Source organism: Gemella sp. 20925_1_85 (assembly GCF_041433735.1).
Classification (GTDB): Bacteria; Bacillota; Bacilli; order Staphylococcales; family Gemellaceae; genus Gemella.
In genome coordinates this window covers 82005-108396 of record NZ_JAPWCC010000002.1, presented here as the reverse complement: position 1 = coordinate 108396, position 26392 = coordinate 82005, and the positions used below count along the sequence as shown (strand labels likewise).

General features: G+C 29.3%; 24 protein-coding genes and 1 other annotated feature. Of the genes, 3 read left to right on the top strand and 21 right to left on the bottom strand.

The window, feature by feature from the left end:
• Positions 1-15: 15 nt before the first annotated feature.
• From O3884_RS01290 to O3884_RS01265, 6 genes are all read right to left on the bottom strand, one after another.
• Entirely contained in the window at positions 16-3861 is a 3846-nt protein-coding gene (locus O3884_RS01290) for a PD-(D/E)XK nuclease family protein (protein ID WP_371451216.1), read from the bottom strand.
• Positions 3862-3887: 26 nt separating this feature from the next.
• Positions 3888-6914, bottom strand: a complete 3027-nt coding sequence (locus O3884_RS01285) for an AAA family ATPase (RefSeq protein ID WP_371451215.1) — start codon at positions 6912-6914, stop codon at positions 3888-3890.
• The gene (locus tag O3884_RS01280) at positions 6901-8040 is read right to left on the bottom strand and encodes an exonuclease SbcCD subunit D (protein ID WP_371451214.1); all 1140 of its coding nucleotides are present in this window, start codon (positions 8038-8040) and stop codon (positions 6901-6903) included. Before O3884_RS01280 ends, O3884_RS01285 begins: the two co-directional genes overlap by 14 nt.
• A gap of 184 nt (positions 8041-8224) precedes the next feature.
• On the bottom strand, positions 8225-9517 hold the full coding sequence (gene rseP, locus O3884_RS01275; protein ID WP_060913848.1) for an RIP metalloprotease RseP: 1293 nt from the start codon (positions 9515-9517) through the stop codon (positions 8225-8227).
• A gap of 20 nt (positions 9518-9537) precedes the next feature.
• Positions 9538-10311, bottom strand: coding sequence for a phosphatidate cytidylyltransferase (locus tag O3884_RS01270; RefSeq protein ID WP_371451213.1), 774 nt, complete (start codon positions 10309-10311; stop codon positions 9538-9540).
• On the bottom strand, positions 10301-11065 hold the full coding sequence (locus O3884_RS01265) for an undecaprenyl pyrophosphate synthase (RefSeq protein ID WP_060913850.1): 765 nt from the start codon (positions 11063-11065) through the stop codon (positions 10301-10303). Before O3884_RS01265 ends, O3884_RS01270 begins: the two co-directional genes overlap by 11 nt.
• 391 nt (positions 11066-11456) lie before the next feature.
• Here O3884_RS01265 and O3884_RS01260 point away from each other — a divergent pair, with 391 nt between their 5' ends.
• Entirely contained in the window at positions 11457-12668 is a 1212-nt protein-coding gene (locus tag O3884_RS01260) for an L-lactate MFS transporter (protein WP_371451212.1), read from the top strand.
• A 40-nt stretch (positions 12669-12708) separates the two neighbouring features.
• Here O3884_RS01260 and O3884_RS01255 read toward each other — a convergent pair whose 3' ends face one another.
• The 15 genes from O3884_RS01255 to O3884_RS01185 form a co-directional block, all read right to left on the bottom strand.
• Positions 12709-13176 carry a LysM peptidoglycan-binding domain-containing protein gene (locus O3884_RS01255; protein WP_371451211.1) on the bottom strand — a complete coding sequence of 156 codons (468 nt, stop codon included), beginning with the start codon at positions 13174-13176 and terminating at the stop codon, positions 12709-12711.
• A gap of 16 nt (positions 13177-13192) precedes the next feature.
• On the bottom strand, positions 13193-13369 hold the full coding sequence (locus O3884_RS01250; protein ID WP_003145576.1) for a DUF6501 family protein: 177 nt from the start codon (positions 13367-13369) through the stop codon (positions 13193-13195).
• Between the two features lie 45 nt (positions 13370-13414).
• Positions 13415-14869: a sodium/pantothenate symporter gene (gene panF, locus O3884_RS01245; protein WP_371451210.1), complete on the bottom strand. Its 1455-nt coding sequence runs from the start codon at positions 14867-14869 to the stop codon at positions 13415-13417.
• On the bottom strand, positions 14859-15113 hold the full coding sequence (locus tag O3884_RS01240) for a DUF997 family protein (protein ID WP_294681766.1): 255 nt from the start codon (positions 15111-15113) through the stop codon (positions 14859-14861). The genes panF and O3884_RS01240 overlap by 11 nt, the downstream gene beginning before the upstream one ends.
• Positions 15106-15708 (bottom strand): phosphatase PAP2 family protein, encoded by a 603-nt coding sequence (locus O3884_RS01235; RefSeq protein WP_371451209.1) that lies wholly within the window; start codon positions 15706-15708, stop codon positions 15106-15108. The genes O3884_RS01240 and O3884_RS01235 overlap by 8 nt, the downstream gene beginning before the upstream one ends.
• A gap of 1 nt (position 15709) precedes the next feature.
• The gene (locus tag O3884_RS01230; RefSeq protein ID WP_294681770.1) at positions 15710-16792 is read right to left on the bottom strand and encodes an undecaprenyldiphospho-muramoylpentapeptide beta-N-acetylglucosaminyltransferase; all 1083 of its coding nucleotides are present in this window, start codon (positions 16790-16792) and stop codon (positions 15710-15712) included.
• 2 nt (positions 16793-16794) lie between these two features.
• On the bottom strand, positions 16795-17286 hold the full coding sequence (coaD, locus tag O3884_RS01225; RefSeq protein WP_274459379.1) for a pantetheine-phosphate adenylyltransferase: 492 nt from the start codon (positions 17284-17286) through the stop codon (positions 16795-16797).
• A gap of 2 nt (positions 17287-17288) precedes the next feature.
• Positions 17289-17843, bottom strand: a complete 555-nt coding sequence (rsmD, locus tag O3884_RS01220; protein ID WP_294681775.1) for a 16S rRNA (guanine(966)-N(2))-methyltransferase RsmD — start codon at positions 17841-17843, stop codon at positions 17289-17291.
• A gap of 77 nt (positions 17844-17920) precedes the next feature.
• The gene (locus O3884_RS01215; RefSeq protein WP_371451208.1) at positions 17921-18187 is read right to left on the bottom strand and encodes a DUF2129 domain-containing protein; all 267 of its coding nucleotides are present in this window, start codon (positions 18185-18187) and stop codon (positions 17921-17923) included.
• A gap of 9 nt (positions 18188-18196) precedes the next feature.
• Entirely contained in the window at positions 18197-20284 is a 2088-nt protein-coding gene (gene pnp, locus O3884_RS01210; protein WP_371451207.1) for a polyribonucleotide nucleotidyltransferase, read from the bottom strand.
• 239 nt (positions 20285-20523) lie between these two features.
• Positions 20524-22158, bottom strand: coding sequence for a Na/Pi cotransporter family protein (locus O3884_RS01205; RefSeq protein WP_371451206.1), 1635 nt, complete (start codon positions 22156-22158; stop codon positions 20524-20526).
• A gap of 221 nt (positions 22159-22379) precedes the next feature.
• Positions 22380-22661 carry a 50S ribosomal protein L27 gene (rpmA, locus tag O3884_RS01200; RefSeq protein ID WP_003145565.1) on the bottom strand — a complete coding sequence of 94 codons (282 nt, stop codon included), beginning with the start codon at positions 22659-22661 and terminating at the stop codon, positions 22380-22382.
• Positions 22662-22666: 5 nt separating this feature from the next.
• On the bottom strand, positions 22667-22996 hold the full coding sequence (locus O3884_RS01195; protein ID WP_294681783.1) for a ribosomal-processing cysteine protease Prp: 330 nt from the start codon (positions 22994-22996) through the stop codon (positions 22667-22669).
• 2 nt (positions 22997-22998) lie between these two features.
• Positions 22999-23307 (bottom strand): 50S ribosomal protein L21, encoded by a 309-nt coding sequence (gene rplU / locus O3884_RS01190; protein ID WP_371451205.1) that lies wholly within the window; start codon positions 23305-23307, stop codon positions 22999-23001.
• 19 nt (positions 23308-23326) lie between these two features.
• Positions 23327-23398: a sequence feature (ribosomal protein L21 leader region), on the bottom strand.
• Positions 23399-23532: 134 nt separating this feature from the next.
• Positions 23533-24423: a YidC/Oxa1 family membrane protein insertase gene (locus O3884_RS01185; RefSeq protein ID WP_371451204.1), complete on the bottom strand. Its 891-nt coding sequence runs from the start codon at positions 24421-24423 to the stop codon at positions 23533-23535.
• 209 nt (positions 24424-24632) lie between these two features.
• Between O3884_RS01185 and O3884_RS01180 the strand changes: the two genes are divergently transcribed.
• Positions 24633-25067: an ArsR/SmtB family transcription factor gene (locus O3884_RS01180; protein ID WP_371451203.1), complete on the top strand. Its 435-nt coding sequence runs from the start codon at positions 24633-24635 to the stop codon at positions 25065-25067.
• A gap of 71 nt (positions 25068-25138) precedes the next feature.
• Positions 25139-26362, top strand: coding sequence for an MFS transporter (locus tag O3884_RS01175; protein WP_371451202.1), 1224 nt, complete (start codon positions 25139-25141; stop codon positions 26360-26362).
• Positions 26363-26392: the final 30 nt, after the last annotated feature.

Below are 26392 nucleotides of genomic sequence, written 5' to 3'. Positions count from 1 at the left end.
TTTTCTAAACTCGATTTATTTTAGGTCATTAAGTAACTTTTCTTTTAAATCTTTTGGTTTGAGCTCTACCTTCTCTTTATAACTAAGTCGTGTATCACTATTACTTGCAAAGTTAAATAAAGTTCCCTTCTCAGCAGAATATTGATTTCCAACCTCATAATTAGATAAATCGAAATCAAATGCAAAGATTTTTTCTATAAGTATCATTATATTTTCAAGATTTTTATTAACTAATTTTTCAAGTTCAGGACTTGTAAATGCTTTATGACTATCCGCTCCATGAATTTTTTTAGCTTTTGTAGTTCTAACATACATAATCTCAGGAGCTTTTTCATAAAATTCATCATCTAATATTAAATCACTATTTGCTAAACCTCTTAATCTATAGGTCTTTAGATCTTTTCCTAATTTAGCTATTTCTCTATAAAATATCCCTAATATATCCTCTGAATTTTTGTCAAACATCAGTTCACATGCCAATGCATAAGTTAAAATCTGAGAAATAAACCCTAATTCTAAACTATCTAAAGAAAAATCACTTTGACTACTCTTATAATCAATTATTGAAATATTCTTTCCATTAACATCTACTCTGTCAATTACCCCTGTGAATTTAATAGGTGGTATATTATATTTTTGTTTCAGTTCTTTTTTATTAACTTCCCCAGTTTTGACATTTTCACATGTAATAACATTGTCTACTATTTCCAGAGTGAATGATCTTTCTAAGAATGTTGGCATAAATTCTGTTAGAGCGAAATATTTTATTTCTATTGCTATAGCTACTTCAAGTCTCATAATCATATTATTTAAAATATATTTATGAGTATTTAACAATTCTATTAACTGCAATGTTTCTAATATATCTTTATTATCACTAGAATAAATAACATCATTCAATATCTTTTTAATACTAAACCTTCTTGTGATATCTTCATCTTTCGTCGTATTTATATCAAATTTACTTCCACATTCAGCTATAAAATTAGTTATTCTTTTTTCTGACATTACTGCATGGAAGAATTTTCCAGTAACAAGATTATCGATATCAATATCTCTTTCCTCTGCTATTCCAAGTACTCGTTTAACAAAGAATTGATATGGATTCCTTTCGAAATCAGAAATTTTAGAGATACTAAACTTAGAAAAACTTTCTTTCTTAATTTCTAAAAATTCATCTATATATTCTGAACTAAGTTGAAACTTATAATCTCTGATTATTTTAGATAAATAATTTTTAATACTAGTATCATTAGTGAAAAATACTCGGTCATTTAATTCATCAAGAACTTCGTAATTCTCATAACTTTCATGTTCTGAAGTAAGGTGATACTGCTCTAAAAACTTAATCATAAGTTCTACTAAAACCTCAACTTCTTTTGTCTTACTATCTTTCACTTCCATAAATCTACGATAAATTTTTGCAAATAGATAATTAAATTCCTTAGTTGAAACTATTTCTGAAATATTTTCTAAATAGTAATTATAGTCAGCAATAGAAAACTCTAAGATTTTTGAAGTTTGCTTTTCTTCTAATTCTGGGAATAAAGATCTCACAGTATTTAAGTATGGAGATGCAAAATTCTCTTTAAAACTTTTATCAATTAAACTATAACTTATATATGTTTTCTCTTGAGCTCTTGTCATAGCAATGTAGGCTACAAACTCTTCATCAATAAGTGCCGCTTCTTTTGTCGGCGATAAAAAGATATCATCATTTATTAATCTTTCTTTATCTTTATCGTCTATTAATCCTGAACTTTTAGATACTGGCAATACATCTTTATTGAATCCCATAACAAAGACAACTTTTTTATTTTCAACTTTTGCTAAATCCATAGTAGACATAATAATAGAATTATTTATTTCTGGTATTGAACGATACTTAATAGATGTTAATCCAGTATTAAATAGAGTTATGAATTTTTTATATTCAAACTTTTCACTGCCAAAATTCTCATTTATATCATTAATATATTCAAGAATTTTTTTATAAACTTGTCTATCTATACTATCAATTTTTAACTCTTCTATATTATCATACTCACCATCTTCTTTATCAAGATACATTTTAATCTTACAATGATCAAAAACATCTACTAATTTTTTTATGTATCTTTTAGCTTGAAGATTGTTCTTAGCTGAGACTTCTGAAACCTTATTAATAAGTTCTAATAAAACTTGTCTACAAATTTCAAGCTGTTCAGAGTTATACTTCCCTGTCTTTTCAATAAAGTAATCTTTCAGTATATCACTATGCGTATTTACCAATTTTTCATTCAATATATTTTCAAGGTCGTCTATCGAAATTACTCTAACTTTTTCTAATAAATCTCTGTATTTATATCTTCCACTTATATTATTTACTAGATTACTTGCTAAAAACTTATCTTTTATAATGTTTTCATCTAATTCTACAATATATTTTTCTAGTTGTTTTTCATCAATATTTGAATCTCCTAGTAAAACATATGCAATAACCTTTTGGCGATAAATATTCTCAAAATTCGTTAATCTAGTTTTTAACAGATTTAATAATCTAGTTTTAAAACTACCTTCATCAAAATATAACGTCTCTTGTATAAACTTAACTAAACGGTGATTACTAGTTTCAATATTTTTATCTAAATGAACGTCTAAATTGTAATCTTTAAAAATATTCAAATAATTTTCGTATGTATTATCACGATAAAGAATTGCTATCTCATTTTGATTGATATTATTATGTTTAAGTTTTACAATCTCACGAGCGATTTGTTTAACTTCTAACTCCTTATTTTTTGCACACATATTTTCAATACTATCATCAATCTCATACTGTGCTGTGAAGTTTTTATAGTATTTATAAGCAAGAATATCATTAGAAACCCCATTAAATCGACCTTTATGAGTTTCTAATTCTTCATATTCCTCTACTTTATTATCTTTTATTTTAAATTTCAACGTATTTATTTCTTCTTTTTTTACAAAGGCTACTACAGAAAAATTCACATCATTATTATTTTTCACTATTTCATTCATACTAGCAACAATCTCATGAGATTTTCTAAAAATATCAAGCTTATATTTTTCTTTACTATACAAATCAGATAGATAAAAGTCATTATATTTCATCTTTTCTAGTTCATAACCTTGAAGTAGTTGTGATAAATCAAAATTAAAATATCTATTTGCATCACTTATGACACTTATTATTAACTTTTTAGACTTTTGGGCAAGTTTCTCGATGTAATAATACTCCTGTGCTGTAAAGTTATAGTAAGCATCCACATAAAAAATATAATCACTTAAATCATTGTATTCCATGTACAAAAGCAATTCATTTATATAATCTACTTTATCAAAAGAACCCTGTTCTTTTAATAACCTCGAATATTCAACATATATTTCTAAAATAGCTTCCAATTTTTCTCTATGACTACTATCTAGATTAGTGTTTTTCTCTAAATACTCTTCTAATACATTAATACTTACGTTATACTCTTTTAATTCATTTATAATTTCTTCAACAACTTCTATGAAATTAACATCTTGTATAATTCTTTTAACTAAAAAGTTCTCATTACTTTCTAAATTTTTTGCAGCTTTATAGAAATAAAATGGTTTAATATTATCTCCTAGCCTACTAAGATTATCCATTCCCAATTGTTTCGATAATCTTCTAGTTAGACTTGAGAAGTTCATAACATCGATATTAAAAGTACCACCAAACTTATCGCACAAGATTTTTTCAAAATTAAAACTGTTCTGTTCTGGAGTTAATACGATTATTTTATGGTTATCTCTATTTAACTCGATATCATTTAATATGTAGTTCGTTTTCCCTACACCACTTGGACCGATTAATAATTCTAAGTTCATGTTTTCTCCTTTCTTTTTATATTACTTTATATTCCAGTCATTTTAATCTTCGCATAATTATCTTTAGAATAGACTTCTACCTTCGGTCTAATTCTTTCTTTTAGCTCACTAACATGTGAAATAATACCAATATTTCTTCCGTATGATTGTAAATCTATTAGCGTTGTTAGCGCAATATCTAGTGTTTCTGTATCTAATGATCCAAATCCTTCATCGATAAAGATAGTCTCAAGCGATATCCCACCACTTTCATTTTGAATAACTTCCGCTAACCCTAAAGCGAGAGCTAAAGAAGCTAAGAATAATTCTCCTCCAGAAAGAGAACTAATAATACGAGTACTATTTAGATAAATATCATGTATTTCAATCTCTAAACCTTGAAGACCTCCACCTTTCGATTTTTCATCGCGTCTAATAAATCTATATCTGTCATTTGTCATTTGTAATAATCTTTTAGTTCCAGCAACTAGAATTAAGTCTAGATAATATCCTTGAACGTAAGTTTCTAATGATTTCCTATTTTCAGTTTTCCCACTTACAACATCACTAAATGCTATAATTTCTCTTATCTCTTTAGATGATTCTAATAGTTCAATATACTCACTATGAATTTTTTTATATAATTTTTTATTATTTTCTAATCTTGTATTAAGAATTACAACTTTTTCTATAAAATCATTAACTTGAAATTCAATATTTTGTAGTTTCTGATGCTCTTCTTCTAAATCAGGTTGTTCTATCTCTTCTAACTCTTCTACGAGTTTTTCTATATTGTTTACTATAATTTTCTTGGCATCTTCAAATTTATTAATTTGAGATTCAAATTCTTCTAATTTAACCAATTCTGCTATGTCTTCTTCTGCCATTTCTAAAGTTATATAATACTTATTAAGCTTAGAATTAGTAAAATTCTCTACAATACTTTCTATTCTTTTACTAACTTCTAGTAAATTTTCTTTATTATTTTTCTGTTCTGTTTCTAGTTTAGTTTTTCTTATCAATAATTCATTACTATTATTTTGCTGAACGTTACATCTATTATCAAAGTCTTCAACCTGAGATTGTATTTTCTCATAATAGTCAGCAAACTCATCTAGCTCAATTTTCACATTTTTTTCAAACTGTTCTATTTTATTTTTCGCTTCTAGATGTTTTTGTTTAATTTCATCTTCATTTTTAAATAACTCTGAAAGTTCCTCTATTTCTTGATTTAGGCCCTTAATTTTATCCTCAGCTATTTTGATTGCTTTACTAATATCCGTTAGTTTAAGATTCTCTGTCTTTAATTCGTCTTCTAATTGTAATAGTTCTTCCTTAGATTTAAAGTTAATTGTATCCTCTAAATTTTTCAAAAGAGCACTTATTCTTTCTATTTCTTCTTCATCTTTTTTTATAAGAGTTTCTAGTTGAATTGTATCTTTATTAACTTTTTGAAGTGATTTTTCTATACTTTCATCTACTGCCTCTAAAGAGGAAATTTCTGGTAAGTGTTCAATCTTTTGTTTACATAAAGGACATTCATCACCTTCATGCAATTTCAATAGAAAACCATTTAAAACTTCTTGCTCTTTATTCTTATTTAATAATATAACTTCTTTCTCTAATTTCTTCTTCTCTACTTCAAGTTCTTCTAATTGTTTTTTATCAAGAGTAAGTTTAAAACTCTTGTCACTTACTTCAGCTAATTTATTATTATATTCTTCGAGTTTTTCTACATCTTGTTCTTTCTTTAAAACTTCTAATTTTAACTTACCAATACTGCTCTCTAGTATAGTTTTCTCCTCAATATCCTCTAAGTAGCCTTCTTTTGAAACTTTCAACCTAGAATCTAACTCTTTATATGTTTCTTTTTTCAAAGCAAGCTCTTCTAATGTTTTACTATAGATTTCAATGTTGGCTTTTGCAGAATTTAATTCATTAAAGTTATTATAGAAAAACTTATAATCAACAGTTTCCTTTCTAAGTTCTTCTATATTATCTTTTTGTGCATTTAATTCTAATTGTAATTTCTTATTATTTTCTAAGTCTAATTTATATTTGTCTGTATCAATTAATAAATCTTTCTCAAGTTTTCTTAATTGTGATTGTTTATTTAATAAAGTACTGTACTCTATAATCTTATCTTTACTCTTTTGTAACTCTTTTAACTTCTCTACTTCTAATCTTAGACTTTTATAATAGTCTTCTTTTTCACTTAGATTAGCTAGTTCTAACTTGTTATTTTTAAGTTGGATAAATTTATCATTGAGCTTACTTAATTCTATAAATTTCTCTTTTTCTTTAGAAAAACTACGTTCTAATTTTAATAATTCTTTTTTCTCGTTTTTTATTGTTTCTTCTTGTGAGTGAATAATACTTAGTATTTCTTCAAAATTTTCGTCTTTTAAATATTCAAACTTCGTAAGTTCTTCCTCAATATCAAACTGCTCAAATCTAGTAATCAATTCTTTTTCTTTTTGCTTATGTGAACTATCTAATTTTTTGGCTTGTTCTTGCAGTTGTTCCACGAATTTTTGATAGAAGTAAGTATTAAATAAAGATCTTAAAGTTTCTTTTTTTTCACTTGATTTTGATAATAAGAACTCTTTAAATTTCCCTTGAGGTAAGATAATTATTTGACAAAATTGCTTATCATCTAAACCTATCAACTCTTCTACTTTTTCTTTTACCTCTTGTTCTTTTGAGGCAATTACTTCTAATTTTTCATCAGTATATTGCATTAAAGCAACTTTCCCCGATGTTAAGTTTTTATTACCAGCCTTCAAATACGCCAGAGTTCTCTCAATTCTATATTTTTTTCCACTTAATTCAAAATCAAAGTTAACCTGTGTTTTATCCTTATCCAAGGCTGTCTTTGTTCTTAGTGAAGCTATATCTTTTCCCCCGGTTGTCTTATTGTATAATGCATAAGTAATAGCATCAAATAGTGTTGACTTCCCTGAACCAGTTTTTCCTGTAATTAGAAATATCGGTTCATTTATTATTTTATCCCATTCTATTATTTCATTCTTATATGGACCAAATTCTTTTAATTCTAATCTAATTGGTTTCATCTTGATTCACCTTATCTATAATATTTACCAGTACTTTTTTTTGTCCTTCAGTTAATTCATTACCAGTTTGTTCATTATAGAATCCCTCTATTAACTGTAAAGGACTCTTAGTTAGCATCTCTCTGTCTAATTTCACTTCATTATCAATGCCAGTATTTCTTTTTTGCTTTAGTATCAGAGTATTAGGATAATATTCTTTAATTCTAGGTAACGGATCAGTAATTCCCTCTAAACCACTCAGTTCCATACTAAAATAATCATTTTTACAATCATAACTTTGTTGAAACTCTTTCGTTAAAACTTCTTCATAAGATGCACTAATATTATATAGCTTTCTTTTTTGTTTTAATGGAATAAATTCTTCACTATAACTTTCCTTTGTTACCTCTACAAACCTCATTCCTTTAATTTGGGAAGCTTCAGAGAATGAGTACGCCATTGGACTTCCACTATATTTCAAACGTTCTTCATTTATTGCATTCGGATTATGAAGATGACCTAGAGCAACATAATCAAACTTGCCAAAGACTTCCACAGCCACATTTTCAACAGTTCCTATAGATATTTCTCTTTCAGAATCTGTCTCTAATCCTCCCGATACAAAAGTATGAGCTACTAAAATATTAATCTTATTCGTATCTAAATTTTTATAAATTTCATCAATTACTCTTTTAGTTGCTGCATTATGGGTTGTTAATGTAGGGTCTTCAAAATATTCTCTCGCTTCAAAAGGTTCAAAATATGGTAGTAAATATATATCGGCATCTTCATAAGAAATTTTATCAAAAGCTTGTTCTAATCTTGTATGAAGATAAAACTTATGTTTGCTAAACCAAGCTTCACCAATCGCCAATCTTTCTCTACTGTCATGGTTTCCACTAATAGCAAAAATTGGTATGTTGCACTCTATATTAATCTTAACTAATAATTCTTGAAGAAGTTTAGTCGCTTCTTTACTAGGGATACTTCTATCATACAAATCCCCTGCAATAATTAAAAAATCAAGATTAATATTCTTAATCTCAGTTATTAAATTCTCAAACACAAACTCCTGATCTACTAATAAATCTAATCCTTGTAATTTTCTTCCAATATGCCAATCAGCAGTATGTAAAAATTTAACCATATTATCACCTTTTCCTATAAATTATCTCTATTATATTATATATTAAAAACACTCAAAATAGTAGTAAAGATTAAATCTTCCTAGAACCAATTACTACTAATAAAAAATTATAATAACATATCATATTTTAAAGCTCATAAAAAAAATAACGAGAAGTAAACCAACTTCTCGTTATAATCATTATCTATTTTCCAAACAATCTTTGAATATCATTCCATGTTACTGCTAACATCAACGCAACCATTAATAATCCAAACGCTACAGTTAAGTAATATTGAGCTTTTTTATTAATTGGCTTTTTGAAGATTGCTTCATAAATTACGAATATGATACGTCCACCATCAAGAACTGGAATAGGAATTAGGTTCATGAGACCTAAGTTAACACTTAAAATTCCTGTCCATTTTAATGTTGTAATTAAACCACTTTGTGCAGCTGCAGAAGACATTTCATAAATCGCTACAGGTCCACCTAGTTGGTTTAAACTAAATCCTCCATTAAACAATGAAGCAAACAGATTAATAATTCCCATGAAAATCGCAGTTCCATAATATAGAGTTTGTTCAAAACCACTCTTAATTGAACCAGCTAAGTTTTTCTCATACGCTTGGTTTATTCCAAGTTTATAAGTTTTAACTTCTTTACCTTTTTCCACAGTTGTTTCTTCTTTTGGTGTAACTTTAATTTCTTGTTGTGAACCATCACGTGAAACTTTTAATGTAAGCTCAGAACCATTAGAACTTACTATCTCATTAGTCATTTCTTTCCATGTTGTAACACTCTTACCATTTACCTGCTCAACTACATCACCTTGTTTTAATCCTGATGAGTAAGCCGGATAGTTAGAAGCTAGTTCACCTAAACGCGTAGTATTAGATGGTACTCCACTATAAATTGAAATACCTAAGAAAATTGCTAGCGCTAATATAAAGTTCATTAATGGTCCTGCAAATAATGTCCAGAATTTTTTCCCCCATGAGTGTGAAGAAAACATTCTTTCTACTGGAGCAATTTGCTCTTCCATTCCACCAAATGCAACACATGCATCTTTTCTTACTTCATAACGTTCTATTTTATCACCAACAAAACCTTCTACGAATAATTTTTCTGTTAGATCAAATTCATTTAATTCTAATGGAAGTAAATCCATATCATTACTTTTATCTAAAACTATTTTTTCGACCTTATCATTTTCATCTAGTTTTAAATTAATTTTCATTCCTTTTTTTAGGTCATATACCGACATATCATTATTAAAATCAAAAACGTTATCCGGCATTTTTACATATCCACCAACAGGAAGAAGTCTAATCGTAAAGTTAGTCTCCCCTATTTTTTTGTGAAATATCTTAGGTCCCATTCCTATTGCAAACTCTTGGCACAATATTCCTGATTTTTTAGCAACTATAAAATGACCGAATTCGTGAATAGTTACTACTACAAAAAATATTAATATAAATGCTATAATACCTTGCATCTAATACCCCTCTCTATATTTTAAAATAAACTTAGTAATATTATTAAACATGGTGCTGATAGAATAACAGAATCGAATCTGTCAAAAATACCACCATGCCCTGGTAATAAATTACTACTATCTTTTACTTGATATTCTCTTTTGTATGCTGATTCAATTAAATCACCAAATTGACCAACGGCACTAACTACCAATGTAATAGCAATCGCAACTAATAGGCTAGAAAATATATTAGTTGTATAGAAGAACAATAACGCTATTACTATTGATGATAGACTACCTATTACTGAACCTTCAATTGATTTGTTAGGACTTATTTTCGGTGAAAGTTTATTTTTCCCAAACTTCATTCCACCAAAATAGGCAAAACTATCAGTAAACCAAATTGTAAGTAATAAATAAGCTACATGCGATAAGCTCAAGTTTCTTATCATAAACAAACAATAAAATCCTATAAAAATATAGGCAGTTACAAATATAATCGAACCAATTTCAACTAATTTAATTTTATGACCTGTTGCAACTACAGTCGCTAACATACCAACTAAAATTAAAAAAAGTAATCCATAAAGTTGTAACTGTGTAATTTCTTCATTTAAAAATAGTAATGCACCTGCTAAAGAAGATAACCCTAAAACTACTAGGTTGGTTTCTTTAAAAGTCATTCTTACTATTTCATACATAGCCATTACACCTAGTGCGAATGTTGTAAATTTAAAATAATCTCCACCTAAAAATAGTAATGGTAGGAAAACAATTAATGCCACTATGGCTGTTATTACCCTAGTCTTCATTTAAACCTCCAAACCTTCTATCTCTACTTTGATATTCTAATAATGCCTTGTAAAATTCTTCTTCAGTAAAGTCCGGCCATGCCACTTTAGTAAACAAGAATTCACTATAAGCAATTTGCCAAAGTAAAAAGTTTGAAATTCTTTGTTCTCCCGAAGTTCTTATTAATAAGTCAGGATCTGGAGTATTAGATGTAAATAGATTTTGACTCACATGTTCTTCAGAAATTTCATCTATACTGTATTTATTATTTTGCACGTCTTTAGTAATTTGTTTAATTGCTCTTAACATCTCATCTTTAGAACCATAATTCAATGCAAAGATTAATTTTAATCCAGTATTATTTTTTGTCTGCTCAATTGCATCATTTACTGCTTTTCTAGTATTTTCAGGAAGTTTCTCTACTACACCAATAACCTCAACTTTTACATTATTTTCCATAAGTTCCGGCATAAAACTACTGAACATCTTTTCAGGAAGATCCATTAAATAACTAACTTCTTCTTTAGGTCTCGCCCAGTTTTCTGTAGAAAAAGCATATAATGTTAGATACTCTACACCTAGTTTTGATGCATATTTTGTTATTTTTTTTACAGTTTGCATCCCTTCATAGTGTCCTTTAATTCTAGGCATATTTCTCTTTTTAGCCCAACGTCCATTACCATCCATTATAATAGCAACGTGTGTCGGAATTTTTTTTAACTCTTGTTTGTCATTTTTTTCCACTAATTCATTTTTTCTAAAAAATTTAAACATAATTCCTCCTAATGTAACACACTTCATTATATCATAAAAGGCTTAATGCAACAAACTTTTAATAATTTTTATTAATAACTATAGCTATTAATTTTTTATAGAATAAATATATTATATTTAAACAAAACAACCTATACAATTCTTAATATTCATATAATTTATTTTTCTCTTTTATATAAAGCATTTTAGGTTGCTTTCATTTAATATTCATGCTAGAATATACTCATTAAACATGATATTAAAAACGAAAATTGCTATTTTTAAAATAAGAATTTTTATAAACTGTTATCATAATATTTTTAAAATAATTCGACTAGCTTTAGCTTAGCCGTTTTTTTAATATTATTATTTTTTAATATCATGCAAATACATATATTGAAAGGATGATTAAATGAACAAAAATACAAGATGGACTGTCTTATTCGCCTCAATGGCAATTTTACTATGTGCAGGTTCACTATATTCATTTAGTGTTTTTGCAAAACCTCTAAGTGTTTCTAAAGGATGGAGTATGCCAGATGTTATGCTAGCATTTACTATTAACGCTGCTATCGCTCCTATTCCTACTATTCTAGGAGGATTTATTACAGATAAAGGAAAAGCAAATATCTCTATTATTTTAGGGGGAATCTTATTTGCTGTTGGATTTATTCTTACTGGATTTGCTACTACAAAAGGAATGTTATATTTTAGCTATGGCGTGTTATCTGGTGTTGGACAAGCATTTGCATATTCTGGAATTATAAGTAATGCACTTAGATTCTTCCCTGATAAAAGAGGATTAGCTGCTGGTTTAATTACAGGAGCAATGGGAGGGGCTAGTGTTATCGCTGCTCCAATCGCACATAGTCTAATAGCTAATTATGGAGTTCATAATGCTTTTATCTACTTAGGTAGTGTGTACTTAGTAATTATTATAATAGCTCTATTCTTCATAAAAGTTGCTCCTGCAAATTATCAACCTGAAGGTTGGATTCAACCTGTTGCAGAAATTAAACAAGAGGCTGCTAATAAAAATTGGAAACAAATGTTAATGAGTTTATCATTTTACTTTATTATTTCAATGTTTGCTATTGGAGCATTCTCTGGACTTATGGTAGCATCAAACGCATCAGTAATCAGCCAAACTATGTTCGGATTATCTGCTTCAGTTGCTGCAACTTTTGTTAGTATTTATGCTCTTTCTAACACATTTGGACGTGTTGTATGGGGTGTTGTTTCAGATAAAATAGGACATGAAAAGACTCTTATCGCGATTTATTCGGTAATTGCTATTTCTTTATTAACTCTAGTTAACATTAGAACTACAGTTGGTCTGACAGTTGGTCTTGTTCTCCTTGGTCTATGTTTTGGTGGAATTATGGGAGTTTTCGCGCCATTAGTAATGAAAACATTCGGTCCTATAAACCAAGGAGTTAACTACGGGATTGTCTTTATAGGATTTTCTACAGCTGCATTCTTTGCGCCTAAATACGCTGCTGGAATTGCTGCTAAAAATAATGGAGATTTTACAGAGGCGTTTTATGTGGCTATCTCTATAGTACTTGTTGGATTAGTAATAAGCATTATTTACTCAATCTTTACGAAACGTAGAATTAAATAATAAACAAAGAAATCATCTCAAAAAATGAGATGATTTCTTTTTATAATTTCGGTATTTGAATTTTTTGTCCAGCTGCAATATTATTATTACTGATATTATTAGCTTCTTTAATTTTTTCTACACCATTTTGTGAATTAGCTTCTCCATATGCTTTTGATGCTATAGCGAATAATGAATCTCCAGCTTTAATAATATAATCTTGGCCTGCTACAGGAGTTGTACTTACTACTCCTTCAGATTCACTATTTTCTGATCCATTAGTTGGTGTTTCTTTTTTAGTAGTACTTTCCTCTGTTACTTTTGAGTCATTAGCTTTAGGTATATCTTTATTATTTTCTGCTTTTGTCTCTTCAGGGACTTTAGCAGTCTGTTCTGTTGTTTGAACTACCTTATCCTTTGTCTTCCCTCCAAGAGAATTTCCTAATGCAGTAACTCCCACCAAAATAAGTGGCGCTAGTATTATAAATAATACAACTAGTACTGTATTCTTTATAGTATTTTTTTTCATCATTTCGCCCCTTGAATTATTTTACTTCTTCAAAATAATCGTGGTAGTAGCCACCTACTTTTCCACTGTTATCTACTACAAATATATATTCTTCTGTTTCATTCACTACTTCATATTCTTTGCCCACAGTTAGCATATTACTAACAGTGAATTTCTCAGCATCTGTATGTTTAACTATAACTTTTTTCGACATTTTTATTCCTCCTTACTCTTTATTTTTTATTTTATTACAATATAACTATTTTTTCAATTGTTTTTTACTCATTAATAATGAAACTATTACAAAAGCTACTAGAGATATTGATAACGAAATCACTACTGGTTCTATAAATTTAATTACATATACAGTTTTTATAAGTATATAACTTACTAATCCTAAAACTATAGAACTAAGTGCTCCGTATTTTTCAGCTTTTTTCCAGTATAATCCTAATAAAATTGGCCATAGGAAAGTCGCTTCTAATCCTCCAAACGCAAATAAGTTAACATTTACTATTAGACTAGGTGGTCTCATACTTAGTAACATTATCAATAAAATCACAAGAATATTAACACCATATACAAAGACAGGAACTTTCTTACCTGTAATTTTTTCTTTAATAGATTTATTATTAAATAGTAAATCCTTTATTAAAGCAGATGATATTAATAAGAATTGAGCATTTACTGTTGTTATGATTGCTGCCATTGGTGCTGCTAGAACTAATGCAGCTAAATACCAAGGAAGTACTTTTAACGTTATTATCGGAATAACTGAATCATAGTCTTTGATATCTGGGAATACTCCTCTTGCCATAACACCTATTAAATGAACTCCAAACATTACTATAAAGATAACAATTGATCCAACAATAATAGACTGTTTTAAGCTTCGTTTATTTTTATATAACATCGAGTTAATAGCAATTTGTGGAATACCAATAACCCCTACTCCGACTAATACCCAAAATGAACTAACATAGCTTGGTGTTAAACTACCATTTGCTCCAAACGGAGTTAATATTTTTTCATTTATATTAACCAAGTTGGCTGTAATTTGATCAATACCTCCACCATAATTAATTACAGCAAATAATAAAATTATCGTAGAGAAAATCATTATTAATCCTTGAATCATATCAGTTATTAGTATATTTTTTAATCCACCGAATACCACACAGAATATAATAATTACTGAGATAAGAACAATACCAGTCTTATACTCAATTCCCATAAAGGCTGTTAATAACTTAGCTCCACCAACCCATTGGGCACTCATCGCAGCAATTAAAAATACAATCATAGCAAGTGTTGATATAAAAGCTACTATTTTAGATTCATATCTATTTTTTAAATAATCACTTATTGTTATTGCATTTATTTTTTTGGCAGCAGTTTTGAACTTTTTAGCTAAAACTAATAGTACAAAATAACCCGTTACCACTTGAATTACAGCAAGTAATACCCAACCATAACCAAGTTTATAGGCAACACCAGGTCCTCCTAAAAAGGTTGAGGCAGATCCATAAGTAGACATTAAAGTTATCGCTAAGACAATACCACTTACCTTTCTATCTGCTAAGTAATACTTTTCAAAGAAACCACCATGTTGTTCTGTTTTACTAATACGATTCATAAATAATGGTAATAGTATTATTCCTAAAAATATAGTTACAAAGAGAATTAGAATTCTATAATCTAAATTACTTGTCATTGTTTTCCTCCTCTTTTATCTCATCATTTAGTAAAAGATTTGTTAAAACAATAACTAAGATGATTATCAGAACACTAACTACTATAGAACTATAGAAAAACCATTCGGGAAGTCCTAACACATACTTATATGATTTTACATTATTTACATCAAATTTAATGTAAGCAAAGTAATACCATAGAGCAAAATGTACAATTGCCAAGCAAAGTGCAACTATTCCCTCTTTATTTTTAAATTTATTCATTTGTCTTTCCTAATACCCTCATTAATATATTATAGATATTTTCATAATAAACTTTCATAAAGTCAACTATGATACTTCCAAGTAATAATCCGGCTGTTACATCACTAATAAAGTGTGCACCTAAAATCATTCTTGAAATTGGCACTGCTATAATTGCAAGAGTAGCAATTACAGCTAGTATTTCTTTTTTATTAATTACAAAAAGTAATGCTAAGAAAAATAATGCTACAAAAGTAGAGTGACCACTAGGAAAACTAAAACCATCATGAAGTTCTGGTAATGGTCTAACTCTTTGAATGCTATATTTAAATGCTGATAAGAAGAATCCTCCAAAACCTGCACTAAAGAATATAAATACAGCTTTCTTTAACTCTTTTATCCAAACTAAAAATCCTGTTAATAAGATCATTATTAATAATAATAACTTATCATTAAAAATAAGTGATATTATTTTAGCTGGCAAAGCTAATACTTTAATTTCAAGTAGATCAGCAATTACTCTATCAAAATCATTATTTGGAAATTTTATCGCGACAACTGCTAACGCTATGAAAACTAATATTTTCACATACGTAAGTACACTTAATTTCTTCATCCTAAATTTCACCTCCTACTTTATCCAAAATCTTATTATAAAAATCATTTACGTCATTTATCACACGTTTTTCATTTTTATAAACTTGCATAGAATGTTTATAATCTTCTAAATTATTATAAAATTCATCAATTTGAGAAATAGGAAGTGTTGCGAAGTCCTCTTCTACAACCACTTTTGCAAATCCATTTTTTTCGAAGAATCTAGCATTTTCAATTTGATCTCCTCTACTTTGATTAGTTCCAAGTGGAACAAGAATCGGAGGCAATTCTAAAGCTAAAAATTCATAAATTGAATTCGCACCTGCTCTTGAAATAACAAAATCAGTAATTTTTAGTACATCAAACAATTCTTTTGATAAAAATTCGAATTGCTTATACCCTTCTTTATCTATATTGTTATTTATTAATCCTTTTCCAACTAAGTGAACGATTTGATATTTTTCAGTAAGTTGATCAATATTATTCCAAATATAATCATTTAAAATTTTTGATCCTAGAGATCCACCCATTACCAATAACACAGGCCTATCTTCATTAAACCCTGTTAATTCATAAGCTCTTTGTCTATCTCCTGTATAAATATCATCTCTTACAATAGCTCCGATTAAACTGGCTTTCCCCTTCGGTAAAAACTTCTGAGTATCTTCAAATGTTGTAAAAATATGATTGCAGAACTTAATATTAATCTTATTAGCCAGCCCCGGTGTTAAATCTGATTCATGTAAGACTACTGGAATCCTTAATAGCTTTGCTGCCACGCAAACCGGAACACTAACAAATCCACCTTTTGAAAAAACAAAATTTGGTTTTTCTTTTTTTAATATAAGTAACGAATCTAATATTCCTTTCAATACTTTAAATGGGTCTATAAAATTTTCCCAAGAAAAATACCTTCTTAATTTACCTGAACTTATTTTAAAATATTTTACTCCTGAAATCTTTCCTATCATTTCGTTCTCTATACCAGTTTTACTACCAATATAAGAAATCTCATACCCATTTTTCTTAAATTCTGGAATCAAAGCCACATTTACAGACACGTGACCTGCTGAGCCTCCTCCAGTAAATAGGATTTTTTTCACCTTTATCCTCTCTCTTTCATCTTTTTTTCCAAACGCTCTTCTACGTTTTTAGGAACGAACTTCGATAAGTCTGCTCCGAAACCTGAAACACCTTTAACAATACTCGAACTAATAAATGAATATTGTTTATTAGCCATCATATAAAATGTCTCGATTCCTTCATCCAAAGCTTTGTTCATAAATGTTAATTGCATCTCATATTCAAAATCGGATACGGCTCTTAGACCTCTAACTATAACACTTGAACCAACCTTCTTTGCATAGTTTACTAATAAGCCTGAGAATGCGTCCACTCTCACATTTGGAATATCTTTTATTGTTTCTTCAATCATCTCCACTCTTTCATCAAGTGAAAATAAATATTTCTTATCAGGATTTACCAAGATAGCTACGATAATCTCATCAAATAACTCTGAACTTCGTTTTATAATATCTATATGTCCATAAGTAATAGGATCAAAACTACCTGGTACAATCGCTATTTTTCGTTTCATTTTTATTTCTCCATATATTCAAAGATTACTATATCTGTTATTCCATACTGTTTTTCTTTTATAACTTCAAGTTTTTTATCAGTAATAGTGATTTCTTCTGTATTACTCTTTTCACAAATAACTAACGCTTCATCATTACATAGATTATTTTCTAAAATACATTGTAATGCTTCATCTATTAATCCTTTATCATATGGTGGATCTAGAAAAATAATATCAAATTTTTCCTCTTTCTTTCCGAAAATTTTCAATGCTCGTTTGAAATCATTTCTATATAAAGAATAATCTGTAGCATCTATTCTACATTTTTCTATATTACTTTTAATGACTTTTATTGCATTATTACTTCCATCAATAAAAGTTGAATGTTTAGCACCACGACTTAACGCTTCTATTCCTAAGCCACCTGTTCCACCAAAAAGGTCTAATACTTTACAATCATAGCAATCTATCATATTGAATAAATTTTCTTTAATTTTATCCGTTGTTGGTCTTGTATTCATTCCTTCAACAGCATTTAATTTTATAGATCTGTATTTTCCTGCTATAACTCTCATTTGTCCTCACTATAAAGTACCATTATTTTGAATACTTCTTAAAATAAGGGAGAATATATATTCTCCCCCTATTTCTATTATTTCTTAGTTTGTAGACTTGAATCTAAATGCTCAAAACTTAAATGTAAGTCAGACATTCCTGATAATTCTACTTTTTTTACAAATTTCTTTTTCTTAAGTTCTTCTACTATGTTGCCTAATCTGTTTTCATCAACATATATACAAGCATATCTTCCTCTTTTAGAATAAGAAATAAAGTTCCCATATTTTTCTAATTTATTTAAGTCTTTAAAACTTTTAAAATAGACATATATTCCACGTCTTTCTTTTTCAAATAACTCCATAAATTTCTCCTAGAAATGAGCTGCTGCGTCTACTCGACCTTTCTCATCAATTTTAATTACTTTAACTTTCAGAGTGTCTCCAACTTTTACAACATCTTCAACTTTATTTACTCTTTCTGCAGCTAATTTAGAAATGTGAACTAGAGCATCAACTCCTGGGAATAATTCAACGAAAGCACCGAATTTTTCAATACGTTTAACTTCAGCTAAGTAGATTTCACCAACTTCTGCTTCACGAGTAATATTTTCGATAATTTCAATTGCTTTATTAATTCCTTCAATTTCAGGTGAAGAAATAAATACATCACCATTTTGTTCGATATCAATTTTAACACCAGTTTTTTCAATGATTTCATTGATAACTTTACCACCTGAACCAATAACATCTTTAATTTTTTCAGGTTTAATTTTAATAATTTTGATTTTTGGTGCAAATGTAGAAACTTCTTGGCGAGGTTCAGCAATAATGCTGTTCATGTGATCTAGAATTTGTAATCTACCTACACGTGCTTGTTCTAATGATTCTTTTAAGATTTGCTCACTTAAACCATCAATTTTGATGTCCATTTGAAGCGCAGTAATACCTTCTGCAGTACCTGCTACTTTAAAGTCCATATCACCAAGGTGGTCTTCCATACCTTGAATATCAGTTAAAATTGTGTAGTGTTCATCTTTTTTAACTAATCCCATTGCAATACCAGCTACCTGAGCTTTAATCGGAACCCCAGCTGCCATAAGAGCCATAGATCCAGAACAGATTGTCGCTTGAGAACTTGAACCGTTAGATTCTAAGATTTCTGATACAATACGAATTGTATATGGGAAATCTTCTTTAGAAGGGATAACTTGAGCCAATGCACGTTCCCCTAGAGCACCGTGACCAATTTCACGACGGCCTGGAGCACGACTAAATCCTACTTCACCAACTGAGAATGCTGGGAAGTTATAGTGTAACATAAATCTCTTGTTTTCTTCTTGAGTTAAGTCATCAATGATTTGTTCATCTGATAAGTTACCTAATGTTACAACTCCTAAAGATTGAGTTTGTCCACGAGTGAATAATGCAGAACCGTGTGTTCTTGGTAATACATCCACTCTAGATGCTAAAGGTCTAATTTCTGTTAATGCACGTCCATCAGGTCTAACTTTATCTTCAGTGATTTCACGACGAACCTCATCTTTTACGATTTTATCTAATGATAATTTTGCTTCTTTAACGATATCTAGCTCATCTTCAGCTGTTACACGTTCTTCGAATACTTCAAGAACTTTTTCTTTAACAGCAGAAATAGCTTCGTCACGTGCTTGTTTATCTTTAATAGCAATTGCCTCTTTCATTTGAGCTAATGCCATTGATAGTACTTCATTGTAAATAGTCTCATCAATAACCTTTAACTCTACAGCCATTTTTTCTTGACCAATTTCATTAACGATTTGTTGTTGGAACTCGATTAGACGTTTGATTTCTTCATGTCCAAACATTATAGCATTTAACATAATCTCTTCAGATACTTCTTTAGCTCCTGCTTCAACCATGTTAATAGCGTCACTTGTTCCAGCTACTTTTAAATCAACTGTAGAACGTTCCATTTGCTCGACTGTTGGGTTAATTACATATTCTCCATCTACATATCCAACTGTTACTCCAGCGATAGGTCCTTTAAATGGAATATTTGATACTGATAGTGAAAGTGAACTTCCTAGCATTGCTGCCATTACTGGGTCACAATCATACTCTACTGATAATACAGTAGAAATAACTTGTACTTCGTTTCTAAATCCATCTTCAAATAATGGTCTAATCGGTCTATCGATTAAACGTGCAGCTAGAGTTGCTTCTGTGCCTGGACGTCCTTCTCTACGTAAAAATCCTCCTGGAATTTTCCCTACTGCATACATTTTTTCTTCATAGTTAACTGTTAACGGGAAGAAATCAACATCTTTTGCTTCTTTTGAGGCAACAGCTGTTGTTAATACAACAGTATCTCCGTATTTTACTACTACTGCTGCGTTAGCTTGGCGAGCCATTTCGCCTAGTTCAACTGTTAATGTTTTTCCAGCCCATTGTGTTGTATAAACTTTTTTATCTTGAAACATGTTTATTTCCTTTCAATATTTTCTTAAACTTTATATAAATCGACTACCTTATTATATCATGAATGCTAGTATTTACAAAGAAAAAAAACGAAAACATAGTAGAAATAACTTTGATTTCTCTATATTTTCGTTTATTAATTTCTAAACTAATTGTAATTGATATAGTTTATATAAAACTAATATTATTAACAACATAATAACAAATAATATAATATATATTTTTTGTTTATTTGACATAATTATAAATGACCTTGAATCTCTTTTTCTAGAATATTTCTAGTGTGTTCACAAACACGAGTAAAGTGTTGGATTAAATCCATAAACACTACTCCCGCTGGAATTTCACAAATTCCATCTTTCATACGTTGAGTATGTTGTTTTCGTGCATTTTTTTCAAGTGCATAAATATTTTCACAAGCTGCTAACGCTGCACCTGCTAATGCTATGTTGTTTTCTTCTAGTGATTTTATAGTTTTTAAAATTACATCATTACAAAGATCATACATTTCTTGAACTTCTGCTTTTGCAGCATCAGAAAACTTCAGTTTTTTTCTAATTTGATAATCTACTGATAACACTATATCTCTAGCATGGTCACCAATTCTTTCAACATCACGAGTTCCATCTAATAATGTTGAAGCAATTAAACCTTCTTTTGGACTTAATTTTTCCCTAAATAATAGAGTTAAATAATCTGTCATCTGCTCGTCGAAATTGTTTATTGCATCTTCATAAGTTTCACCTTTTTCGCGTAATTGTTCATCACGATTCATAAAGTACTCTACTGAGTTACGTAAACTTTTTTTAGATAAAATTAACATTTCAACAAATTCTTTTTGCACTTGTCCTAATGCAACCGCTGGTGCACTTGTTACTAATGACTTATCAAGATATTGTGTACTGTATTTGATTTGCTCATCTTCACCTGGAATAATTTTCGTAACAATAACCACTAATAGACTAATGAATGGGAATTGTAATATTGTATTTAAAATATTAAATGTACCGTGTGCAGATGCAATAGTCATTTTCGGCTCTAGACCTAATGTTGTTTCTAAATATTGAATGAAAGCACCATAAGGTACTAACGCTATTAAACAGATAATAGTACCGATAACGTTAAATAATACGTGAGATGCTGCTACACGTTTAGCAGCAATATTACTTCCAACCATTGCTAATGCAGCTGTTGTAATCGCTGTCCCAATATTATCCCCGAATAGCACTGGTAATGCACCAGTTAGGCTTAAAGCTCCGTCTGCATACAGGTTTTGTAAAATCGCAATAGTCGCTGCAGATGATTGAATTAATACTGTTAAAAATGTACCTACTCCTACCCCTACTACCGCACTATCATTAATATGCGTTAATATGTTTTGGAACCAAGACATATCTCTCATAGGTCCCATTGCTGTAGACATCATTTTTAGGGCATAGAAAATCCCCCCAAAACCAAAAATTACACGACCAATATTATTTACAACTTTAGCACGAGTGAAGAATAAAAATGCTGCTCCTAAGAATAATAAAGGTAACGCATATTTAGATATATTAAATCCGATAATGAATGATGTTAATGTTGTTCCGATATTAGAACCCATTACAATAGCAATTGCTTGTTTCGTTTTTAATAATCCAGCTCCTACTAAACTTATAGTAATTACGATTGTTCCTGTACTTGACTGAATAAGTATCGTAACAATAATTCCGGCTAAGACAGCCATAAGTGGTTTAGATGTATATTTATCTAAAACATATCGCATTTTCTCCCCGGCTATTAATTGAAGTCCGTCCCCCATGTATTTAATACTGAATAGGAATAAACCAAGACCTCCTAAAAAAGAAAATAAAATTTCTTGCCAAAGTGCTGACACTTTTTTGTCCTCCTAGTATATGTTGCGTGTATCATATAACACACAAGTAAATTTTACCATATATATTTTAAAAGTACAACAAAAATTTGAAACAAGAAATATTAAAATATTATGACAAATGTTTACATTAATTACTTAAAAAACACTAATATGACACTAATATTTTTGCAAAATAAAAAAGGTATCTACATAAATGTAAACACCTTTTTCTATAATGCTTATTAAGCTTGTGGATAAACAGAAACTTTTTTACGGCTACGTCCGTATCTTTCGAAACGTACAACTCCGTCAACTAGTGAGAATAGTGTATCATCTCCACCTTTTCCTACGTTAGTTCCTGGCCAAATTTTTGTTCCACGTTGTCTGTATAAGATAGAACCTGCAGTTACGTACTGACCATCAGCTCTTTTAGCACCTAAACGTTTTGATTCAGAGTCACGTCCGTTTTTAGTAGAACCTACCCCTTTTTTAGATGCGAAGAATTGTAAATTTAATTGTAACATCATGTCTATTTCACCTCTCTTACTTCAATAGTTATATAATCTGAATAATTTTCTTCAATTGTTTTTAATGCAACTAACATTGCATTTAGTAGAAGTTGCTCTTTATCTGTAGATTTTAACGATCTATATGTTAAATGCCCAGTTACATCTTCATTTGCTGAAATATCAAACTGTACATCTTCATCTAGAGCATCTACTGCATTTATTAAACCGAATACTACAGCAGAAACACCTGCACAAACTATATCTGAACCATGTTCAGCATAATCAGCATGCCCATCAACTGTTACTTGTTTAATAACTTCAACTTCTTTTACGATTTCCACCTTAATCATGATTAAGCGTTAATTTTTTCAACTACTAATTTAGTGAAAGGTTGACGATGACCTAATTTACGGTGATTGTTCTTTTTAGGTTTGTATTTAAATACTGTGATTTTTTTACCTTTACCTTGAGCAACTACTTTAGCTGTTACTGTCGCACCAGCTACTAAAGGAGCACCAACTTTTGTTGCTTCTCCACCTACTAATACTACTTCGTCAAAAGTAACTGTAGAATCAACTTCAGCTGCTAATTTCTCAACTAAGATTGTTTGTCCTTCTTCAACACGTAGTTGTTTCCCACCTGTTTTAATTACTGCGTACATATCTGCACCTCCTTAAATATTTTTTACTAAGACTCGCCATATAAGGTGGATTTCTCTCTTGTTTACCTTATACGTGCGGTTGTAGTAGCTATTTAGGAGCTACACAACAATACAATTCTAACACATATATACCATGACGTCAACTATATTGATAACTTTTCTTGCTTTTTTTTCAAAAAAATTAAATCAGTAAACAATACTTCTAATGTTTACTGATTTAATAAACTATTTACGTTTTTTCTTATTAGAAACTAATGTAACTTTTTCAGGGTCAAAAGCTTGTTTCTTTTGTTTTTCCGGTTTATACGGCGGATATAAAGCATGTCCTAGGTATGTTTGGAATATCATGAATAATCCCCCAACGATATAATACACGGCTACTGCTCCAGCTACGATGAATGAGAAACCTGCAATCATTACAGGTGATATCCATTGTATCATTTGCATTTGTTCAGCTCCAGGTTGCCCAGGTTGCACAGTTTGTGGCATCATTTTTATACTTAATTTTGTTTGAATAGCATAAACTATGAACGCGATTATTGGCAATGTATATGAACGTGTACCAAGACTAAATACTCCTAGGAATGTTGAATCAACAATTCCTGCTGAATATAATGGATTTGTTAGCGTGTAGAATATTGCCATTAAGAATGGCCAAGGTATAAGAATCGGTAAGCATCCACCTAAGCTTATAGGCATAGCATCATATTTTTTCATGATAGCCATTTGTTCTCTTTGTAGTTCCATAAGTTCACTACGTGCTTGCATTTTTTCTTCATTAGAGATAGCTCTAGCTTCTTTTTCTTTAGCAGCTTGTTGTTTTTTCTGTACAACTTCTAACTCTGGACGAGCTAATTCTTGTCCTTTTCTTGCTTTATTTTGTACTTTATAGTTGTGTAGCATAAATGGAAGTACTAATAATCTGATAATCAGTGTTATAATTACAATTGACCAACCCCAACTTCCTGTATACTCATAAATTTTTGCTAAAAATATATCCATCGGTTTTACGAACGTTTCATAAAATGTGCCAGATCTGTCATATGCTGAACAACCTGACAATGTTACCATTCCAAGCAAACCTAATAAAATTGCTGATAGTTTTTTCAATTTCATTCTCCTTAAATTTTTATTTCTACTTTGTAACTATAGTAAAATCTTACTAATATTATACCTAGTAAATTATATCAGATATAAAAGAGGTAGTCAAACTATTGTTTAATTAAACTTCATTAAATTTATTAAAGTTACAAAAAATATATTTATAACGTTCAAATTTAATTGACAGTTAGGAGAATTAGATATATAATATTAGTAAGAAAGGGATGATTATTATCAAAGATATACAATATATTACAGATATCGAGAAGTTAAAGGTTATTTCTGATCCTTTAAGAATAAATATTCTTACGACACTCGGTACAGAAAAGAAAAACTCAAAAGAACTTGCTAAACTATTAAAAATTAATAGAACTAAAATACACTATCACCTTAATATTCTAGAGGAAAATAATTTTATCGAAGTAGTTGATACAGATACAATTAATGGTATAATCCAAAAATACTATCTACCGACTGCACAAGCGTTTGTACCTTCACCTAGTATCTTTAACGACTTATTTAACAATACTTCAGTTAATTTTAATATAAATAAAGAAGACATGGAAGATTTCTGGAATGAAGTTAAAAAACTAGAGAAAAAATTCTCCTCAGATGATAAAAATAGTGTTAGTATTAGTATTATTTCTACAGCTCGTTAAGAGCTGTTAAATAATACTAATACTGTCAAATATTTTTTAACGTTTAAAATTTTATAAAGGATGTGGACACTATGTTTAAAAATAAAAACTTTTCACTTTTACTATTCGGTCGTTTAATCACCAACTTCGGTGACAGCATATATTCAATTGCTACTTTAACATTGATATATACATTAACTAAATCGACCTTTTATAGTGGTATTACCTTATTTTTAATATCATTCACCGCTATATTACAAATATTTATCTCACCAATAATCAATAAGTTTAATGTAAAGAGATTTTTAATTATTTCACAGTTATTGCAAGCTATAATATTACTCGTTATTACTTATCTAATCTACGTAAATAAATTGCAGATTACTATGCTAATAATTTTTATAGTTTGTATTAGTTTCATTAATCAAATAGTTTATCCTATTCAACTTGCCTTACTTCCAAAAATAGTTAAACAAGAAGATTTAGTTAAAGCAAATTCATTATTTTCTATAGCTTACCAAGGTAGTGATGCACTCTTTAATTCAATAGGTGGATATATTATTTCAATTTTCGGAACTATATTTGCATTCATAATAAATAGTATTACATTCTTTATTAATAGTACTTTATTCATCTTCTTATCAGATGATTTATCTAAAAATGAAAATACTAATACTATACAAGAAAACTACTTTTCTAAATTAAGTAGTGGTATAAAAATTTGGAATACTCCTTTATTAAAACCATTATTAATTGGAATAATAATAATTAATTTTTCTACCAGTTCATTACTAACTCTACTTCCTGAGTATTCGGAAACTAGTTATTTTTATGGAGTTTTACTTAGTGCATCTGGACTTGGTATCCTAATAGGAGCATTTCTTTCTAACAGTCAGATATTAAAAAATATAAGATTGGGAGTTTTATACACTACATTCACACTAGGCATAGGTCTATCTTGGGGAGCACTTAGCATAATTAACAATAATTCCATTACAAACAAAATTATAAATTTCTCATTATTTCTTTTTGGTTGGATATTGATTGGAATTTTAAATACATATTCTCAAACAATGATCCAATGCATTGTAAGTAAGGATAAATTAGATGTTGCTATGTCTACTATGATTGGCTTGTCTATAGCCTTTAGTCCGCTAGGAGCATTATTAGCAGGAGTACTAAGTATAAAATATAACATAGAGACTATTATCATTATTACTTCATTATTAATTTTCAGTATTTTTCTATTTTGGTTATTCAATAAAAATATTAGGAATTTACCTAGTTTTTCAAAACTACTAGAAAAAGGAGATTAAAATAGTCTAGCCCCTACTTAGAAATAGACT

Coding starts and splice junctions, on each gene's coding strand:
- O3884_RS01290 (WP_371451216.1), bottom strand. CDS start 3,861: ATGAACTTAGAATTATTAATCGGTCCAAGTGGTGTAGGGAAAACGAAC.
- O3884_RS01285 (WP_371451215.1), bottom strand. CDS start 6,914: ATGAAACCAATTAGATTAGAATTAAAAGAATTTGGTCCATATAAGAAT.
- O3884_RS01280 (WP_371451214.1), bottom strand. CDS start 8,040: ATGGTTAAATTTTTACATACTGCTGATTGGCATATTGGAAGAAAATTA.
- rseP (WP_060913848.1), bottom strand. CDS start 9,517: ATGCAAGGTATTATAGCATTTATATTAATATTTTTTGTAGTAGTAACT.
- O3884_RS01270 (WP_371451213.1), bottom strand. CDS start 10,311: ATGAAGACTAGGGTAATAACAGCCATAGTGGCATTAATTGTTTTCCTA.
- O3884_RS01265 (WP_060913850.1), bottom strand. CDS start 11,065: ATGTTTAAATTTTTTAGAAAAAATGAATTAGTGGAAAAAAATGACAAA.
- O3884_RS01260 (WP_371451212.1), top strand. CDS start 11,457: ATGAACAAAAATACAAGATGGACTGTCTTATTCGCCTCAATGGCAATT.
- O3884_RS01255 (WP_371451211.1), bottom strand. CDS start 13,176: ATGAAAAAAAATACTATAAAGAATACAGTACTAGTTGTATTATTTATA.
- O3884_RS01250 (WP_003145576.1), bottom strand. CDS start 13,369: ATGTCGAAAAAAGTTATAGTTAAACATACAGATGCTGAGAAATTCACT.
- panF (WP_371451210.1), bottom strand. CDS start 14,869: ATGACAAGTAATTTAGATTATAGAATTCTAATTCTCTTTGTAACTATA.
- O3884_RS01240 (WP_294681766.1), bottom strand. CDS start 15,113: ATGAATAAATTTAAAAATAAAGAGGGAATAGTTGCACTTTGCTTGGCA.
- O3884_RS01235 (WP_371451209.1), bottom strand. CDS start 15,708: ATGAAGAAATTAAGTGTACTTACGTATGTGAAAATATTAGTTTTCATA.
- coaD (WP_274459379.1), bottom strand. CDS start 17,286: ATGAAACGAAAAATAGCGATTGTACCAGGTAGTTTTGATCCTATTACT.
- rsmD (WP_294681775.1), bottom strand. CDS start 17,843: ATGAGAGTTATAGCAGGAAAATACAGATCTATAAAATTAAATGCTGTT.
- O3884_RS01215 (WP_371451208.1), bottom strand. CDS start 18,187: ATGGAGTTATTTGAAAAAGAAAGACGTGGAATATATGTCTATTTTAAA.
- pnp (WP_371451207.1), bottom strand. CDS start 20,284: ATGTTTCAAGATAAAAAAGTTTATACAACACAATGGGCTGGAAAAACA.
- rpmA (WP_003145565.1), bottom strand. CDS start 22,661: ATGTTACAATTAAATTTACAATTCTTCGCATCTAAAAAAGGGGTAGGT.
- O3884_RS01195 (WP_294681783.1), bottom strand. CDS start 22,996: ATGATTAAGGTGGAAATCGTAAAAGAAGTTGAAGTTATTAAACAAGTA.
- rplU (WP_371451205.1), bottom strand. CDS start 23,307: ATGTACGCAGTAATTAAAACAGGTGGGAAACAACTACGTGTTGAAGAA.
- O3884_RS01185 (WP_371451204.1), bottom strand. CDS start 24,423: ATGAAATTGAAAAAACTATCAGCAATTTTATTAGGTTTGCTTGGAATG.
- O3884_RS01180 (WP_371451203.1), top strand. CDS start 24,633: ATGATTATTATCAAAGATATACAATATATTACAGATATCGAGAAGTTA.
- O3884_RS01175 (WP_371451202.1), top strand. CDS start 25,139: ATGTTTAAAAATAAAAACTTTTCACTTTTACTATTCGGTCGTTTAATC.